This window comes from Halosimplex carlsbadense 2-9-1 (assembly GCF_000337455.1).
In the GTDB taxonomy this organism is placed as follows: domain Archaea; phylum Halobacteriota; class Halobacteria; order Halobacteriales; family Haloarculaceae; genus Halosimplex; species Halosimplex carlsbadense.
Genome location: NZ_AOIU01000043.1, coordinates 33,395 through 50,174, shown reverse-complemented (window position 1 = coordinate 50,174; position 16,780 = coordinate 33,395). Strand labels below are relative to the sequence as shown.

15 protein-coding genes are annotated in these 16,780 nt (G+C 54.5%); 4 read left to right on the top strand and 11 right to left on the bottom strand.

The window, feature by feature from the left end:
* The first annotated feature begins 899 nt into the window (after positions 1-899).
* A complete protein-coding gene (locus tag C475_RS25370) occupies positions 900-1,058 on the top strand; it encodes a DUF2250 domain-containing protein (protein WP_204366196.1) in 159 nt (52 codons plus the stop codon).
* Positions 1,059-1,448: 390 nt separating this feature from the next.
* On the top strand, positions 1,449-1,601 hold the full coding sequence (locus C475_RS25440) for a DUF7837 family putative zinc-binding protein (RefSeq protein ID WP_006885465.1): 153 nt from the start codon (positions 1,449-1,451) through the stop codon (positions 1,599-1,601).
* Positions 1,602-2,093: 492 nt separating this feature from the next.
* On the opposite strand, the gene C475_RS18765 is transcribed toward C475_RS25440, so the two are convergent.
* From C475_RS18765 to C475_RS18740, 7 genes are all read right to left on the bottom strand, one after another.
* Positions 2,094-2,966, bottom strand: a complete 873-nt coding sequence (locus tag C475_RS18765; RefSeq protein WP_006885464.1) for a hypothetical protein — start codon at positions 2,964-2,966, stop codon at positions 2,094-2,096.
* Position 2,967: 1 nt separating this feature from the next.
* Complete coding sequence (locus C475_RS18760; protein ID WP_049930958.1) at positions 2,968-3,924, bottom strand: winged helix-turn-helix domain-containing protein; 957 nt, start codon at positions 3,922-3,924, stop codon at positions 2,968-2,970.
* Positions 3,925-4,285: 361 nt separating this feature from the next.
* A complete protein-coding gene (locus tag C475_RS23410) occupies positions 4,286-4,873 on the bottom strand; it encodes a hypothetical protein (protein WP_152436511.1) in 588 nt (195 codons plus the stop codon).
* A 1,051-nt stretch (positions 4,874-5,924) separates the two neighbouring features.
* Positions 5,925-7,298, bottom strand: coding sequence for a hypothetical protein (locus tag C475_RS23405; RefSeq protein WP_152436510.1), 1,374 nt, complete (start codon positions 7,296-7,298; stop codon positions 5,925-5,927).
* A 411-nt stretch (positions 7,299-7,709) separates the two neighbouring features.
* Positions 7,710-8,279, bottom strand: coding sequence for a hypothetical protein (locus tag C475_RS23400; protein WP_152436509.1), 570 nt, complete (start codon positions 8,277-8,279; stop codon positions 7,710-7,712).
* Positions 8,280-8,808: 529 nt separating this feature from the next.
* Positions 8,809-10,536, bottom strand: coding sequence for a hypothetical protein (locus C475_RS18745; RefSeq protein ID WP_152436508.1), 1,728 nt, complete (start codon positions 10,534-10,536; stop codon positions 8,809-8,811).
* Between the two features lie 145 nt (positions 10,537-10,681).
* Positions 10,682-11,068, bottom strand: coding sequence for a hypothetical protein (locus C475_RS18740; protein ID WP_006885459.1), 387 nt, complete (start codon positions 11,066-11,068; stop codon positions 10,682-10,684).
* A gap of 250 nt (positions 11,069-11,318) precedes the next feature.
* Between C475_RS18740 and C475_RS18735 the strand changes: the two genes are divergently transcribed.
* Positions 11,319-11,630, top strand: a complete 312-nt coding sequence (locus C475_RS18735; protein ID WP_049930954.1) for a hypothetical protein — start codon at positions 11,319-11,321, stop codon at positions 11,628-11,630.
* 28 nt (positions 11,631-11,658) lie between these two features.
* Here C475_RS18735 and C475_RS24030 read toward each other — a convergent pair whose 3' ends face one another.
* Together C475_RS24030 and C475_RS18730 are read right to left on the bottom strand one after the other, a co-directional pair.
* Positions 11,659-11,799: a site-specific integrase gene (locus C475_RS24030; RefSeq protein WP_161625218.1), complete on the bottom strand. Its 141-nt coding sequence runs from the start codon at positions 11,797-11,799 to the stop codon at positions 11,659-11,661.
* 376 nt (positions 11,800-12,175) lie between these two features.
* A complete protein-coding gene (locus C475_RS18730) occupies positions 12,176-13,753 on the bottom strand; it encodes a hypothetical protein (protein WP_152436507.1) in 1,578 nt (525 codons plus the stop codon).
* A gap of 309 nt (positions 13,754-14,062) precedes the next feature.
* On the opposite strand from C475_RS18730, the gene C475_RS18725 reads away from it, so the two are divergent.
* Positions 14,063-14,248 carry a hypothetical protein gene (locus C475_RS18725; protein WP_006885455.1) on the top strand — a complete coding sequence of 62 codons (186 nt, stop codon included), beginning with the start codon at positions 14,063-14,065 and terminating at the stop codon, positions 14,246-14,248.
* A 20-nt stretch (positions 14,249-14,268) separates the two neighbouring features.
* Here C475_RS18725 and C475_RS18720 read toward each other — a convergent pair whose 3' ends face one another.
* Positions 14,269-15,549: a hypothetical protein gene (locus C475_RS18720; protein ID WP_049930952.1), complete on the bottom strand. Its 1,281-nt coding sequence runs from the start codon at positions 15,547-15,549 to the stop codon at positions 14,269-14,271.
* A gap of 308 nt (positions 15,550-15,857) precedes the next feature.
* Positions 15,858-16,103: a helix-turn-helix transcriptional regulator gene (locus C475_RS22530; protein ID WP_006885453.1), complete on the bottom strand. Its 246-nt coding sequence runs from the start codon at positions 16,101-16,103 to the stop codon at positions 15,858-15,860.
* Positions 16,104-16,780: the final 677 nt, after the last annotated feature.

The following is a 16,780-nucleotide window of genomic DNA, read 5'->3' as shown; positions in this document are numbered from 1 at the left end:
GACCGCAAGGACCGCTTTTTTACTCAATGCCGGTGCGCTGAACCCCCATTCATCGATACAGGGATTCCCCTCCAAGTAGTCCGAAAGAAATCCTGTTCAGTGCTCGGTGCCCACTCTTTCGCGCGTTCGTCCGGAAGGACGGAAATGGGCGTCCCGACCACGTCCGTTGCATCGTCTTTAACCGTCGGTGGTGCTGCCGATTCTTGGGGGGGATGAGGAAGCATACGTTGCAATCCGACCACTACCAACATCGGCCCGACAATCGAAAGAAGATTGAAGTGATCGTTGGTTATGAGTTTGGGCACATGGATGACCGTCGGTTCGTGAAGAACGCTTATGACGAGTTGGCTGAAGACAGCGTGTCATAGAAACGTTCTCAAGCCTCGTTGTGGTCAGCTGTGAATGCTCAGTACAGAGGATAGACTTATCAGTCATTCAAATGATGTAGGGCATATGTCTTCCCTCCGTGGGAGGCCTTCATCGCTGGGAGGCTGGAAACGGCCTCTCTTAAGCGCGGGCCTTGCCAGTATCGCCTACGCCAGTCTTGTCATTGAATATAGTATCCAATCTCCCACCATCCAAATCACGGGTTCAGTCTGGTCATCGTTTGGTCTGGCCGTGGTCTTTGCGTTCGGTACTCTCGGAGCTCCAATCCTACTCTGGATGCGGTATCAGATTCGAAGTCCAGCGATAGTCATGGCGCTCGTTCTGCTGTTCTGGTACGTCTTGATCCATCTGCCTTTCCTCGGGAGCGATGGTGGTGATGCGCCTGCATTCGCCCTCGTCCTTTTTTGGGCCCCACTCTATCTCGTCACCTATGCGCTTCTCACTGGTGGGGAATACTGGCTCCGCGCACGAAACATCTCTGTATCCGCCCCCTCTCTGTAACGGGGTAGTAAATACGTCACCTCTACCGTGCACTTCGACTAGTCGGTCTCGTTTCGGAGTACGAGGGCAGTACGATCAAAGCAAGCGACCGGAAACTGAAGCCAAAAGACGAAACCCATCGGAAGCACACGTACTACGTGACGACCGATCGTGGCGACGAAGGCCTCTGACAACTGTCGGACTGACGGACGCGAGTAGAAGAACAGTTCGAGGAGAGAATCATCACACCGCGGAGGAGGCAGTCAGGCAGGGATTTCGTAGCGGCAAATCTCACTAGCCCCGCACTCGGGACACTGGTCTGTCCCAGGCTCGACCGAATTCCCGCACTGTCGACACTCGACGACCACAATCGTCCCGTCACCGGGCAGTAGCCGAGTCAATACCCCTCTGACGCCCATCGTCTCTCAGGGTACACGTGATAGTGAAATAACTATGCCGGACAACGGATTTCAGCGGCAACCCGACGAGCTTGAACGGCAATCCCGCCAAAACCTTACGTTCAACAACACCTAAATTACGAACGGAAGGACCAGTGTCACACGCTCCTTCCACCCCTTTCCATGAACGCCGACGAATCGTCTCTTGGTCGTTGCCCGGAATGCGGCGAGTGTATACCCAAAACGTGGCTTCTGATCGAGTACAAGACAGACGATAACGAGACAGATCTCTGGGCTGAGTGTCCAGCTTGCGAAAGCGTCGTTGCTCCAGAGTAGTAGACATCCCAGTCAGTCAGTTTAAACGGGTTTGACCTTCCTCGCTCTGTGGCTCTGACTTGTCGTAACCGCCACCAACCACGAACATGGGAACGATCCTATCCACTCCATTTCAAACGCAGCCACATACCATTCCAGATTAGCCCGAATGCCTGTCAGCCGGTCGTTTCAGCACTCTCGCGCCGCCCCCGGCGCGAGAGCATTTTTACAGGTTGAGAAACTACTAACGGCAATTCTTATTGCTGCCTATCAATAGTCTATTTGCCTGCATGTATCTACTGCAGTTGCCCGTACATGCAGGCGTCTACCGGCGTTGGACACGCCCCCCGTGTCCATTTTCTAGATTCACAATCCAGTCGCTCAACGGCAGACCAGACCGAGTTCTACAGGTGGAACAGACCAAGCACCTCGAGGCTTGACTCCGAGAATGAAGGCTGTGCGCTTCAGTGAACGACTCCAACCAGCACACACTCCTCGAAGTTAATTCCCGAATTAAACTTGGAGACGAACCTCCTCACCATCTTGTTCCAGGATTCCCTTTTCAACAAGGCGGTCGAGCGCGGCTGAAACCGCGTCATCATCGTCGATCGAAAGTGCTCGGACGTTCGAGAGCACATGTTCCTCGATCACGTCCGGACTCTGAAGGCCGTCTTCAATTCCTCGTAGAACGATGTACTCAGTCTCGAATTCTGTTGCGAGCTCTGAAACACGGTCCATGAACGAATCGGGGAAACCCGAAAGTGACTGCAGAGCCATCTCGATAGCAAACAATGGATGCGAGCGAGCACGGATGTGTCTCGCTTCCGTTGAACCCGTATTGAACGGGCGCTGTTTCTCAATCTCTTTAAGGATCACGTCGAACGTGAGGCCACGCTGCGCGTATGTCCGCATGTCTTCGATGTCCCGATGTCTACCAGCCCCTACATCGCCACCGGATACTGCTTTCAGCAAGAACATGTCCTCGTCAGAGAGGACGTATGCCGTCGCACGCTCCCCGGCCCAGAACTCTGTTGCGCGGTCGTGCATTCGCTCTGTAATCCACACTTTCCCGACGACCTGCCGCTCAAACAAGTCAATCTGAGTTCCTCGATCAGGATGGTGTAGCTCGACTGTTTTCCCGACGTCCTCGAACGCCGCGGTCGGTTCGTTCGTCGCTTCGAAGCCGTGGTCCCGGATCACACCGTAGACGTGCTCGAATTCAGTCGTCACGGCCAGTCCTAAGTCAATATCTTCAGTTTGGTCTTTCAACCCGCGAGCCGTCATCGCGGACCCGCCAAGAAGGTACATCTCCACTGATTCTGAGAGCCAAGAGTCACACTCCGCAAGAAACTCCTTGATCGCATCCCCGCCGTTGAACACGGCCATACTATGCAACCCCGTATTGGTCTTTCAGCGCCGCGTATTCCTCAGCACTCGGTAACGGAACCCCTCTCTCCGTTCCCTCCATCGTATCGAAGTCCTCGTCTATAAACTGGCACATCGAGGATATCATTGATTCCATATCGTACCATGTTGCGGTCTCAGTGAGGGCCTCCCGATCGATTTGCTCTGTCTCGATGAGCAGCATCGCATAACTCACTCGCCGAGAGTCAGCGTCAAGGGCGAGTGTGTGGCACACAACTTCAGCAGAAGTCAGGTCATCGTCCGGCGCGTACCAGAATGCCGGTTCGCCCGCGAGGAAAAACTGCAGACCGTACATTTCGAATCTTGCCAACCCGGTTACATCCCATTCTTCAGTTGCATGGAGTGCGTCCGTATCTTCAGAGTCGTGTACCTGAACGAGTGCGCGGTTCGGGTCACACCACGCCACGGTAGCGCTCGGAGCGATCTGTCGAACCCGGGTGCGGTGCTCATGTTTGACCACCGCTCGGGAGAATTCAAGCAACGGATAGATATCATCTGCGAGCGCATATTCTGGCCCAGACGGAACGAGCATCATCCGGTTCTTTAGCGGTGACAGTGCCTTGTGAACGGCCTGCCGGGAAATTCCTAATCGGTCAGCGATCGTCGTGACACAGCGTGGCTGATCAAGATACCAGCAAACCCGAATCGTAGCCGGTGTGAGAAGCTCCACCCAGTCAACGTGGTTTAGTTTCGATATGAGGGTCCGGTACGCTTCGACCACCGGATCACTCGTCACACGCACGACACGCTGGTTGCGTTGCACCCGGGACTCACTCAAGAGTCCGGCGTCAAGAAGTTCATCCATGACACGGTAGACTTGTTTCCGACTATACCCCGTTTCGCCAGCCAGCTCCTGTGGCGTTGCCTCTCGACCCGTACTCAGCACGTCCAGAACAGCGAGACCCGCTTTCGTGAACACCGTTGTAAACAATGGTGTCCAAACTCTTATAAGGGTTTTCTCTAATAAGTTTACAGACGGATATATAGTTGGAACGTGTTCATGAGATTCTTCCAGCTCACACTGCAAGGCAAACTCACGCCAACCTCAGACGCTGACCTGTGAGCAACAGAAACTCAAGTTGATGTATAACAAGTACCACCTATGTCTTCCGGCGTAATCGCTATATTCCTTGACCATTAGCTGGCTCAGATCATAGGATACTGAGAATGTCCGATATTGGTGCCGTCAAAGAGGAAGCGGGAACCGACCTTGAGAACCTAACCGGGGGATCATTCTTTCAGTGAAACCTGGATTGGATCGAGACGTACTGATAGTGGAGTTACCGCAGATTATCATGCGAAACCATATCCATTGGGTCAACGGATTCCGGAAGTCCGTTTTCACCCAGTGGTTTGAACTGAACTGAGTCATTGAAGTAGTCGTTTTCAAGGCCTTCTCGAAGCTCAGCCATCGTCAATCGCTTGCCTCGATAGATTTTCTCACGCAATTCAAGTCGGCGTTCACGCGGTAATCCATGCATCAAGTCGAGTTTAAAATCAAGTAGTTCTTGATCCTCTGTAAGCCCTTTTTTAATCCCGCTTTGCAGGAGTTCTCGAAACCGATCCTCAGCAGAATACCCCGTTTGATCCGGAGCCTGAGCACACAAACGGAAAAGAAATCCAATCACGTCCTCTGCGGCCGTAAACACTTCCTCATCAGCAACACCATCCGTTGTGGCGAGTTGCGCGACATCTCTCTGTTCGAGAGAGCCCCTCAAATATTCAAAGTCATACAGCCCGTTCCGCACTCTATTACGAATCCTGTTTCGAGAGTTCCGCTCACTGTCACTCTGAAGGTTTTTTCGACCCGTCAGATAATCGCGGTCATCCGTCGTCAAGATCCCTCGCTTTCGATCTGGACTAGCCATAGTTCCGTTTCGGGTACCGCGGCCTATGATATAAGTATTTATTACAGATCGTATTCGGAAATGGATGACACCCTTCCCGACTAGGTTATGTCATCCTCAAACTATTTCCACATCACGGGTCGCATAAAAAATACGCGACCCGCGCCAACCATGGAATCAAAAAATAGCGTTGAAGAAGCATTCGCAACGACTTCCCGCCGCTACGGGAACGACAAGACACCAGACGAAGTGTTTGACGACCGACTCCGCCCTCAGCCATGGGAACTACGAGATGCACTAGCTGAAACAGAGCACCTCTCCGAACAGGAAGCTGCAGGAATTGTCAAGAAACACACGACAAGTTCGCTGTTAAAGGTAGAAGGCGAATCCGAGTACTTTGACAACGAAGAGGAATTCGAATCGTACGCCCTGCAAGGCCGATATAAAGTTGCGCAAGCAATCTGGATCTACGAACTCATCGACGCATACCGGTTCCCTGACTTCCCTGACGAATGCCGCGAATGCGGGACCCCACTCGGTGGTTCCTGGGTCGGGCATCCAGACACGGGTGAGCCAGGCGTTCTCTGTATCAACTGCGCAGATATTGACCAACCTACGGATCTACGACAGGACTATCATAAAACCCAGGAGAATCGATAAGTCGAGATATGGCATCAAACACACCTGTTACGGCTAGTCCATTCTTGTCGAGCTAGAGCTCGGTTGCGAATTTTTTGATGGAAGGCTCGATGATGGCATTGTGGTACTCAAAGATATTATCGACTGGGTGCAGAGCCTCATCTGTGTCGTCTTCGAATCTCAGATACGTATCGGTGAAGGAATCCGTCGCTGAACGGTGTTGCGGGTCGTATCCTTGGAGAGCTTGGTCTTGGTCAAGCTGGTTTGGTTTGATCGAAATGAGTACCGTATCATTGGACGCGTCGTAGTCAAGTTTGAATCCCTTGAGAGATGCGTGAACTGCCGCATTCCGTATCCCACGGAGATAGGTAAATCACCAGTCCACCCTGATGTACATACGCGGCAAGAGCTATTTCGACCTCAATAGAAGTGGCTAAGAGTATAGCTCCGGTGTCTCACGGTGATTTTCGACTATATGCCGATATTCACGGTTTATATAGTATAGATAACAGGCCGTTTCAGAGACTTCTTCGGCGAGGTCCTGAATGGTTTGTTCTGGTGGCTTTTTTGCAAGGTGGTCAACAGCATTCTGTTGCCGGTCGGTAAGGTCAGTGTTGGATTTTTTGTGCGCAGCTAATTCACCTCTGCGTCGGTCAAAGTCCACATATTCAGAAAGAGTCTGTTGAATCGTACTTTGGGAGACGTTTACACCGTTGTCGGCCAACTTCTCATGGAGTTCACGATCAGTGGGCCTCTCATACTCTTCATAACCACTTATAATGAGTTGCTGTGTTGTAGACCAGCTATCGTCGTCTAACTCGTCCCGTATCTCAAACGGGACCGGGTCAAGAGAAATCTGTTTCCGCGTTAGTGGTAATTCCTCAACTCTATTTTGAAGAATATGCGGGAATGAACTCCTCACATAGCCGAGCGTGCCCCTAGGTATATCGGTTCGGTCAGCGACCTCATCAAGGCTCTCATCTTCCCGCTTGTCACTTAGTGCATCAACCGCCTGTTGCTTCACGTCTGTCAATTCTTCATACTCCTTTGTAGTCCAGCCATCCAGCACACTATGGACTAAGGATTCAGAAACATCCACTTCGAAAACATCAACCAGCGTTGCGTGAACTTCACGTCCTATTGGGTCGTCTAACGCTTCATATATAGCAATAATTCGCTGAGCGTTCTCACTCCAGTAGTCGGGGATCGCATCGGTATCAAAGGAACCGATGTCTTTCCCCGATTGATCATCCGTCTGCGTTTCTGTGTCAGTACTGGATTGTGGATCAGCACTTTCCGATTCTCTACCATAGTCGGGCGCAGCGGTGAATGGGTTCTGGATTGCTGTCGGGTCCGGCTCAATATCTTCTCCCGGGGAATCCTGTGAGGACGTGCCTGTGTCACTCGCTTCGTCGGGAACGTTTTCAAGATGCGTCTGGATAACTCTCCGGACGGTGCTATCAGTGTACTTGATTCCTTCCTGATGTGCCATTTCCTGGAGCTCAGTGTAGGCTTTCTCAGGATTCTCATACGCAAGTTTGAGAACAACCTGTTTCCCGTGATTTACCTCGTCAGTAATATGATTAATCTGTACATCTTCCAGCGTGACTTTATTCTTATTTTCATATGAGTGGAGCTCACCACTCTCATCAGGGACTTCAACACCGATCACATACCCATCAATACCGTCATGTTCCCCATGGTCTGCTAATGTTATGTGAGAGCGGACTTGCCGTTCTGTCGGCGCGCTGTACTCGCAGGCATCATACGGGCAATAGTATTCACCCGGTGTACTATCGTTGGTCATTCCACGATATAATCGTCTGTTTGATTCTGGCTGGATTGCTGTTGTGAACGGGCTCTTTGGTTAGTCATAGCTTGTTGATTTGTTTCGTCTCAATCCACAGGCGCAGGTAGTTGATTGATGGTTATATCTCTTCCCCTTATTTTGCCACAGACGTTTAGATATACGATAGATTATGGTGGGTTTGGACAAGGTTTTATATATAACCGGTTTCGAATTCAACGATCTGCGCAGAAGTACGTTTCAATACAAACACGTCCTGCGAAGGCTGCTACCCGCAAAACGACAGACAAACAATTGTCCATATGTCTCGCCCACTAAGCAAGAGTTCAAGTGTTAGCTACAAGCCGGGACCCCAGTCAGACTCACCACCCAGTGACGAACAGCACAAAAACTGCGACGATTTCGGCACCATCACACCCCTCTAAGAGTACTCTCAAGTACGCCGTCACCTCCCGTCGCAGTCATCGAAGCCAAAGGCGACAACGCCGACCCGGCCGCAGCCAACGTGACTCGCGGTATCAACCAAGCCCACGCCCACCTGTCAGAAGTCAATCTCGGATACCTCGCCGCCCCCGCGCCAAGCATCAAAACGTCGTGGGCCTCCCGGGTAATTGCTTCCCGCATCTCCGGCGCCGTCGAGATCTGGTTCTGCAGCTTCTTTTCGCCCCGCACGTACTTGATCCAGTAATACCAGAGACTTCTCGCATCCGGACTATCTATGTTCAACTCACGGCGCCGGTCCGCCCGCTCGTCAAACCGGTCCTGCATCTCGTCGTGTGAATCCGACCCGTCCGACAACGTCCCCATCAGGAGATCCCGGAACTCGTCGAACAATGCGTGATGCCGGTTCACCGACTTCCGGAACCGTTCCGACCGCTGATCCGGCTTTGCCGCACGCCGATACCCCGTGATGATCGCCATCAACCCCAGTATGGCGAACGTCGTCCACGCCGGCCACACCGTCCAGAGGGTCTGCGACACCAGCAACAGACTCGCCGCGAACAACACCGTATCGAGAAACCGGTTCAGCCACCGGTAGAAGTTCGCCCAAAAAATGCGGGTTATACGTGTGGTTCAGCGAGTCGACCTTGATCAACGCACTCCGCTTGATCCGGTCCCGGACCGTGGCCGGTTCGTCGTCGGTTATCGCACCTCCTCGCCGACCGCCTCACTGTACGCCTCGTCCGCCGCATCCGTATTGCCTTGTCGTCGAAGCCGATGCGCCCGCCGCACGTGCTTCCATGCCTTGCGGGCCGCCTCGATGGCGTCACGCCGCTCCTGCGTTGGTCACTGTTGTCCTCGCCATGGGCTGTGGTAACGGCGTCAGCGGCTGGTGTGCTTTTGCTGTTGCCGGTCGGGTTTTATTTGTCTGGGCTGTGGGTCGACGTGCGGGAGCAGCGGCGTCGGTGCCGAAGCTGAACGCGGAGACGGACCGGATGGGCCGCCGGTGACTGCCCTGAGACACGGGATGTCACATCAGATTTACAGATGCGAGCCCAGGGAGACCGGTCTATTCTAACTGCGTCTGGTTCTCCTGCAGCAGCGACTCGAGTTCATCAAGCGAGTCTGCCACCTCCTGGAGGGTATACCGATAGAGTTCCAGGATATCTGGATTATCCGCCATATCCAGTTCCTCCAAGGCCTCTGTCCAGCCCGGTTGGACTCTGTCATGACTTTCTTCGTTCCGGAAATAATGGACTGCATTAATTGGCGTCATCAATTCTGCAGCACGGTCGGTATCAGCGAGGAACTCATACAGGTCAAAGAAGGCATTTTTTGTCCCACCGGCACTCTGCCCCGTGATAGATTCGATCGCACTCTGATTCACCCGTTCAACCAAGATATTATCCAGATCCTGCGTGATCTGCAGGAACTCATCCCGGTCCTCCCGCACCGGGGTAAGCAAATCCTCAGCGTTACGGTCCAATGGGATATCCCGGAAAAGTGACTCACTGCGGAGCGACTCGAACAGGGAATCAGCCTCTCGCATACCGTTGAGAACGGCCTGGGCAGGAGCGAAGGTATCGACCGGCTCTGCGTACACATAGTTCTGTACCATCTCCTTCGGCACCTCTCCTACAGGAGTCACATTGTGCTGATGCCAGTGCGAGAGTTCCGTATCTCCGATGCTAGTAAGATCGTCAACGAGCAATACAAGCTGTTCATTGTCGCTGCGATAGAGTCGTACTATCCACCGGTCTAACCAGTCGACTGTCAGCCCTTGTTCGGACCACTCCTCTACACCCCCTCGCGGGTCATTGCGGTATCGTTCTAGGACTGCCGGGTCGAAGTGTATGTAGTCGTGATCCTCGGGGCCAGCGGGCGGGCGGCTGATCCCTATCTCTCGGAAGGCGGATCCATCGTCGACGCCTTCCTTTGTGACGGAGTGACCGTTCTGTGTCCGGAAGGGGAGGTGTTCCCGTTGTTCGGCCAGTTGCGCCTCGCGTGACTGAGGGATATCGTCCGGGAGTATCGGGCACGTCCAGTAGAACCAGCAGGAATGACCCAGCCCGGGCATTCGTTCGGGGTGGAATTCTCGTTTCGAGGTGCCGTCCGAGACTGGCACTTCCACCGATTCATCGATGGCCACGGCGTCGCTCGGCTCAACGGTCCGGCGCTGCAGGTACGAGAGTACGAGCGCCATCCCACGTTCTTCCAGATACTCCTTCAAGAACGATGCGCGGACACGTAGCTCTCGGACTGAGTGCTCGGTCGGATCAGCTGTCAGTCCATGTTTGGCTCGCCAGACATCTGCATTGAACTGGACCGCGAGATCGTCGGATTCTAGCTCCTTGAACTGGCGTTTGTCGGTTTCGACCAGGTTGTGGTACTCGATGAACCCGGTATCGATGAGCGGTGCCTCGTATTCGAAATTCATGATGAACCTCGACACCGGGATCCCGTTGACTTCACGCGTCACGTCCTCTTCCCAGTACGGCTCCATCGGATCATCCAGCGACTCCCGCCGTCGCCCATATCGCATCGGATTGAACACGATATCTCCCATGTCCGTGTCCGGGTCGGCATCGAGGATGGGATCCAGTTCGTCGACGTCGACGAGGAACGCCTGGGTGTCGAAGGCCTGCGTCAGTTCACAATTTTGGGTCTGTATAGAGGCCTGACCTCGTTGGTAGGGGTGGATCCAGCCGGCGTCAACGGGGGTTTCGTTGAGGTCGCCGAAGGCCAACCACGTGGTTGGATCTGTTCGTGGAGGGTCTTCTGAGATGGTCTGGTACACGTTGTAAGAGGACACTAAGACAGACTAGTTGATAGTTCCGCTAGCCGCCTGTTCTGGCGAGGTTCGTCATTAGCGACGTGATTAGAACCGCTATCGAGCACTCACCGTGTTACCATCGAACGAGCAGACAGAATGAGACTAGAAGCTACTGGAGGACATCGGTCGGCGCATCATCCGTAGGATACCACTGCTGGCCGTCGTTACGGACCAGATCTTCGCTCTTCAGCGACCACAGTAGGCCCTGAACTTCCTCTCGCTCGTCGTTCCAGCCGTCCTCCTGCGAATATCCTTCGAAGGGCGTCCCATCGAGCTCGTTCACTGTCCGGTGGATAACACGCAGGGCGGATCCCGGCGATTCCTGGACGGCTGCGAGAACGTATCGCCCTTCATTGGTCAGGTCGATGGCTATCTGGCCTCCGTCGTCTCCGTCGGCGTCCACGCTTACATCGACGTCGCCTTCTAGCGTCGATAGTGCGTTGACGATCAGGGGCAGTTCCGATTTGTCTGCGGTGATAGTCAGTTCTAACCGCATTGTGCTTTCAGTCTCGACTGCAGCCTCAGCTGTAATAAGACAAGTGGTGATAGTGAAAATAAGAGAAGACAGTATCATTTAGAAGTACGCCTATTTCCTAGAAGCTATAGGCAGTTGGTAGTGGGGATATTTGATGGCAGTGAGAAGTCGCGGCAAGGCGTACCGTATACCGAAGATTTCGATATAGCGAAATGTTTAGTACGGCCGGCGGTGGCTTTATTACGGTCCGTCTGATTACGCGGTTTCCGCGATGCCAGAAGATAGCGATGCATACCGATTTAGAGATCGCCCAGAGAGTATCGATGCCCCATCGCGCCAGTCGAAGTTCGGGACGGTTGTCGACGAGGTCGGCGTGTACCAGAACGGCAGCGGGAAGGACTACTGGAAGGTCATCCAGCGGATCGAGAATGACGACGAGGACTGGGAGACCCATATCCGGGTCGGCTACTACGCAGGGACCGATGGTGAGTGGTCGTGGAGTTCACGTCCGATGATGCTCCAGACGCAGATGTTGAATGAGCTGTACGCCCAAGCGGTTTCGGCGGGTATCCTAACGGACTGACCGAGCGTTCGAACACCCGTATCATCTTTTATCCGGGGAGAGTTGCGCGGTTCTGTTCCTCACGCACGTCCTCGTCGACGAGATGACCATACTGGTTGACGGTGGTCTCGACGTTCTCGTGTCCAAACAGTTTCGAGAGCTTCAGCATCGGGGTGTCTTTCCGTAGCATCTAGGTGGCGTAGGTATGCCGAAGTGTGTGCGGCGTCACGTGCCGATGTTCTGGAATCTCGTCGGTCAGGTTGTCAGCCGTGATGTGTGGCGGGTAGAGATCGACATCGAGCGCCCATTGTCGCACCCGGCGTTGGAAGGTTCGCTATGAGATGTGGGTACTGCGACCGGGGAAGACGTAGTCGGTAGGTGCCTTGTCGGTGACGTAGTCCTCGAGTTGGGTGGCGAAGTCGTCCGCCACGGGGATGGTCCGGTCTTTGCGGTATTTGTTTTCCAGTATCTCTATTTTCCGCTGGGTGAAGTTGAGGTGCTATCGTTGGAGAGTGACCGCCCCGCTGTTTCGAAGACCTGACCTGTCCCAGCTAATCGAGGCCACGTTAGAACGTCAGCCAGTCGTCCTCCAGGTCTTCCTCCGGGAAGAAGCTCTCTCCGTCGGGGAACAACGGGTTCGACCCGGTCTCGGCATCGAGGCCGGACAGACCTGCCGCTTCGTCCGCCGGCTCCGCAAATCCATCCAAGCCCAACATCTCCGCACCGACATCCGGATCTATCACGGGTTTCTCGATCGGCACCTCGGGCTCCCAGTCAGACATTCCAAAGCCAAGATCTGACTGTGCAACGGGTTCGAACACGGGTTCCTCGGGCTCGGAGAATCCCGAGTCGACGTCGGCCAGTCCGAAGGGATCGGCATCCCACTGCGGCGACTCCCACTGCGGCGGTGAATAATCCATCCCCACATCGGCGGCCGGCTCATCAGCTCTACTTGTATCCTGCAGTCCGATCGGTTCCTCATCCATGCCCGGCTCCCAGCCAAGTAAGCGACGGTTACCGGAACGTCCACCGACAAATACACCCATATCCTCCCGGTCACCGTAGCCGGCTGTGTCAGCGGTGTCCCGGCGGCTATCCACTGGTTTCCGGCCGAATGACCCCGGCCATGTCTCTACCGGCTGCTGCCGTCTATCGGCGGCTGTCAGCGGGTCACGGGGCCGGTCCACGTGCCGGTCCTGTTCACGGTACCACGTCTCCTGATTATCGCGAGTAACCTGTCTCCGCCGGGCACGGGTATCGTCTCTCCGGTGACGTGCGCGGCCGTCCGATGCATCCACGGATTGCGTCGTCTCGTCCCAGGCATCGGCGCCAGCATCCTCCGGCGAGGGCGTGAAGAGCGATTTGATGAACGAAGAAATCTTAATCTCGATCGGACTGCGAACCAGCTCATGGCTCACGGCACTCGGCCCGACATCGACCTCGACGAGGTCCGGGACCGGGTCGAGACCGATGAACTCCGGTTCCCAGTCGACGTCGAGGTAACTGAATCTCGTGTCGACTTGGATGAACTTGATCTCGCGGCTCGAATCGACTGGCTTGAAATATGGGTTGTCGGTCCCGGTGGATAGGTTCCGGCGTGGCGACGCTGTGGAGGTGACGTGTCTTTGCCGGTGGGTAGACGTGCTCGTCGTTTTCCTCGTCCGCGGGGAATCGGTGTGCGAAGCGGTTCGCTGCGTCGTCACAGTATCGGCCGGAAGGGACTGCTGCTTATTCACCGACGTCGACGGCGGTTCTAGTTGCTTCGATATCGGTGGCTCCGGTTCTTTCGATGTCGACGGCTTCGGCGGATCCGGGTCGTTGTCGCCTGCTGGCTCAGGTTCCTGCTTGGCCGATTCTGTGGACTTGACCGTCTGTTCTGTATCGGCCGGCGATGAATCGGCCTGACGCGTCGGTGAAGCCGTCGTGGACTCGTCGGACGTACTCGGAGAGGTAGGTTCTGGAGCAGGCTGCGGACGCTGTGGTGACGGCGACAATATCACCGTGTACATGACTATCATTGTCCCGGCGATGATACCTGTGGCCGTGTACCAGAGACCGGGGGGAGAACGCAGGCCATCCACAAGTAGAAGGGCGGCCCCGCCGAAGACCACGAACAGGATGCCAAGACGGCCGAACACCGTCATTTCCCTACAGTACGTCAAGTTTACTTAAATATCTGATCCAGACACAAACATACTGTCTCCGCCTGCAAGCAGGATTATTGCCGGAATAAAACTTATACGCATTTCAATGGTTAGTTAATATATCAGATTTCGCCGGGCCTGCTCAAAGCACTGTTCCAGACGGCGAACTACTTCCGGAACTGGCGGAAGGGCGATCCCGAGAGCGCCACGGAACGCGGCCGCAAGTTCCTGTTATGGATACTGGTTGGTGGCGGTGCCACCCTGTGGGTCCTCTACCAGCACGGTATTGCCGTCCCGGTCGACTTCGCCATGTTTGCCGGCGGCCTGCTGCTCGTCGATATATTCCAGTTCGGGACGCTGCTCCGGATCGGGATGGCGGTCGACCCACTGGTCGGCGGTATCCTCGGCATGATCGGACTCAGCACCCTGGCGAAATTCTTCCGTGACCTTGGCGGGCTATCTGCCGCCATCAACTATTTCTTTTCCATCCGGTAAGCGACTACACCTTCACCAATTCAGACACTGCATTCCGGGCTAAACAGATCGAGACCCCAATCCAACGACCACAACGACTCTTCATTAAGACTCTCAACCGTCTCAACATTCGCCTCATCCAACCAATCATACTCCCTGGCAATCTCCCGCGTCACCGCCTTTATCGCCGAAAGCACCTCACTGATACCCGACAGCGTGTACAGCTCTCGCAACAGCACCAGGTACGTCTTCAAACCAAGTGTCCGGGCCACGAACCCGAGCAAGTACTTGTGCGCTAGTCCCACCACGAACCTAGCAGCCCTGCCCGCCCCCCCGAAGTAGGCAGCCACGAGATCCGCGACCACGATATCGAGACTCATCAGCATATTCTCTACATCTTCAGTGACTTCCGCAGGCTCCGCCTCCGCAACAGTACACGCGTCATTGAGCAACTGGTCAAAACTACTGGCCACTGGTAGAACGAACATTCCCCACCTCGTCCACGCCGACATCTGCGTGGTGAGCCGCCGTCGAATCGACGGATCGAATCCGAGCTGGTTTTCCAGGATCGTGAGCACGATGTTCACGCTGGACACCAGTTGGCCAGCTTGGGGCGCAACATCATTAATCTCCGAGACAGAGACGCCTTGGAACGCATCCGGGGCCTGGGAGCAGATAGCCCTCGCCACGTTGACGGCCGTCTCCACCACCGGTGACCGCTGGTCGGCTACCCGACCGTACAGCAGCTCCACCGAGGCCGTGGCCGTCTCTTCGATCACCTCCTCGTCGATCGGTTCGGTAGCCCGCAACGATACCTGTACAGACACCCGTTCCGTGTCGGGTTCCTGGGGAATGTCGTCAGTCCAATCGAATACGAGATAGTAATTTCCGAGTTCAGGCTTGATAATCCGCCGTATTTGAACCGCGTCGGATGAGGAGTAAGTGAGGCACTCGATAGTGTAATAGTCAACTAGCTTCTGCTCCTCGCCCCAGTCGTTGAGGCTTCGCCCCTTCTTCGGGATATTCTTGAGGTGAAAATTCTCGCCATTGTAGCCGTACGAGAACTCCCATTCCCCGTACCACGGGACGTTGATAACTGTCGAGGAGATCAGCGGTCCATCCATAATCGGATACGAATTAGCTCGAATCTGGTACTCTTCCAAGCCCAGGTCATCGACAATGAGAATACTCGGTGCTTTGGCATCATCTTCCGGGCGGACCTCGTATTCGATCCTCACTAGGTCTGAAGTCGAGCAGATGGGCCAGATCCAGTATGGGCAGTCCGGTGAGAGAACCAGTTCACCGTAGACTTCGTTGATCACGACCTTGTTCAAGGATTCTTCTGGCGGCGTAGGTGTCGGAAGATCATATTTGCGATCCTCATAGCAAGAGGGCGGATCCGTGGAGTGGGCTATGGACGGCTGAGTGAGGAGGGGTGCGCCGGCCGTCGTGGCGGCGGCAGTGAAAAATCGTCTCCGCGAATATTCCATCTACCTATACTTAGTCTCCAGTTGATAGACGGACAATCCTGAATCTACTCGGTAATCGAATTTAAATATGAGTTCTGGATCATAGACAGTTCTCAAACTATCGAAATCAGCCAATATAATTTACCAAGACAGTGAGCTGGTTACTCCTCGCTATGACCCTCAATCGTCCATACCAGTGAATTTCCAACTCTTTGGGAATTAACTTCTCCATCTTCTTCCATCCGTTTGAGTTTCTTGTAAGCGGTTTCTCTGATAACACCAATTGACTCTGCAATATCAGACGTTCCGGCCATCCCTCCGTTTTTTCGAATCGCTTCAAGAAAATCCTCCCGAGGGTATTTGACGGTGAATTTTCCCGTCTCATTATCTCGCTCGGGGTTCCCCATTAGTTAGACACTTTGTGCCTTGCCCTATGTAGGTAGCGGTAGCTCAGCCATTACTTTATTGAGTAATGGAAACGCTTAAGCCATTACTCATACAAGTAATGGTCGGGAACTCGGCCCCATAGGGCTGGTCCAGCGTAAGGAAAGCCGCGTGTTAGGGCACGCGGGCTGGGTTCCACCAGAGAGGCTAGAACCCATGGAAGATACAGAATCCAAGCAAAAAGAACCTGTCGTTGGTTCGGTGATTGAAGAGATAATCCAAATTAATATAGCTGCACTCGGGGCAGGGGCGGTATTCTGCCAGGTGTGCGGTGGTCGCGTGCGGGAAGGCGGACGGGTGTCCGCGTATGCCTTCCGGCGGTGCTGTGAGTCACGCTGGGTGGTTGGGCAAGCGCGGTGCCCGTCACATCCGCTGGCGTTCTCGTCGCTTGCGACGCTCGGTGTTTGTGAACTCGTTGTTGAGGGGCGTGTTGGGCGGTGCGTGGATCAGGCTGTACAGGCGAATTGGCAAGTGTTTCTTGCGCTGGAAGTTTCGGCGGTGTCGCCGCGGCTCTCGCGGGAGACGGTTGCTGTCTCGAATACGGATACTCGAACGGAGTGGCCGGAACAATGCTCACCACAGTACTGTCCGGTGTGTGCGGTGCCGGCTGAGACTGCAGACGCGATGACGACGGAGGGCC

Bases quoted from the DNA above. Each gene is read 5' to 3' on its own strand.
- C475_RS18730 (WP_152436507.1), bottom strand. From the start codon at position 13,753: ATGACGGTGTTCGGCCGTCTTGGCATCCTGTTCGTGGTCTTCGGCGGG.
- C475_RS18735 (WP_049930954.1), top strand. From the start codon at position 11,319: ATGCCAGAAGATAGCGATGCATACCGATTTAGAGATCGCCCAGAGAGT.
- C475_RS18725 (WP_006885455.1), top strand. From the start codon at position 14,063: ATGTTTGCCGGCGGCCTGCTGCTCGTCGATATATTCCAGTTCGGGACG.
- C475_RS25440 (WP_006885465.1), top strand. From the start codon at position 1,449: ATGAACGCCGACGAATCGTCTCTTGGTCGTTGCCCGGAATGCGGCGAG.
- C475_RS18740 (WP_006885459.1), bottom strand. From the start codon at position 11,068: ATGCGGTTAGAACTGACTATCACCGCAGACAAATCGGAACTGCCCCTG.
- C475_RS23405 (WP_152436510.1), bottom strand. From the start codon at position 7,298: ATGACCAACGATAGTACACCGGGTGAATACTATTGCCCGTATGATGCC.
- C475_RS23410 (WP_152436511.1), bottom strand. From the start codon at position 4,873: ATGGCTAGTCCAGATCGAAAGCGAGGGATCTTGACGACGGATGACCGC.
- C475_RS18765 (WP_006885464.1), bottom strand. From the start codon at position 2,966: ATGGCCGTGTTCAACGGCGGGGATGCGATCAAGGAGTTTCTTGCGGAG.
- C475_RS22530 (WP_006885453.1), bottom strand. From the start codon at position 16,103: ATGGGGAACCCCGAGCGAGATAATGAGACGGGAAAATTCACCGTCAAA.
- C475_RS24030 (WP_161625218.1), bottom strand. From the start codon at position 11,799: ATGCTACGGAAAGACACCCCGATGCTGAAGCTCTCGAAACTGTTTGGA.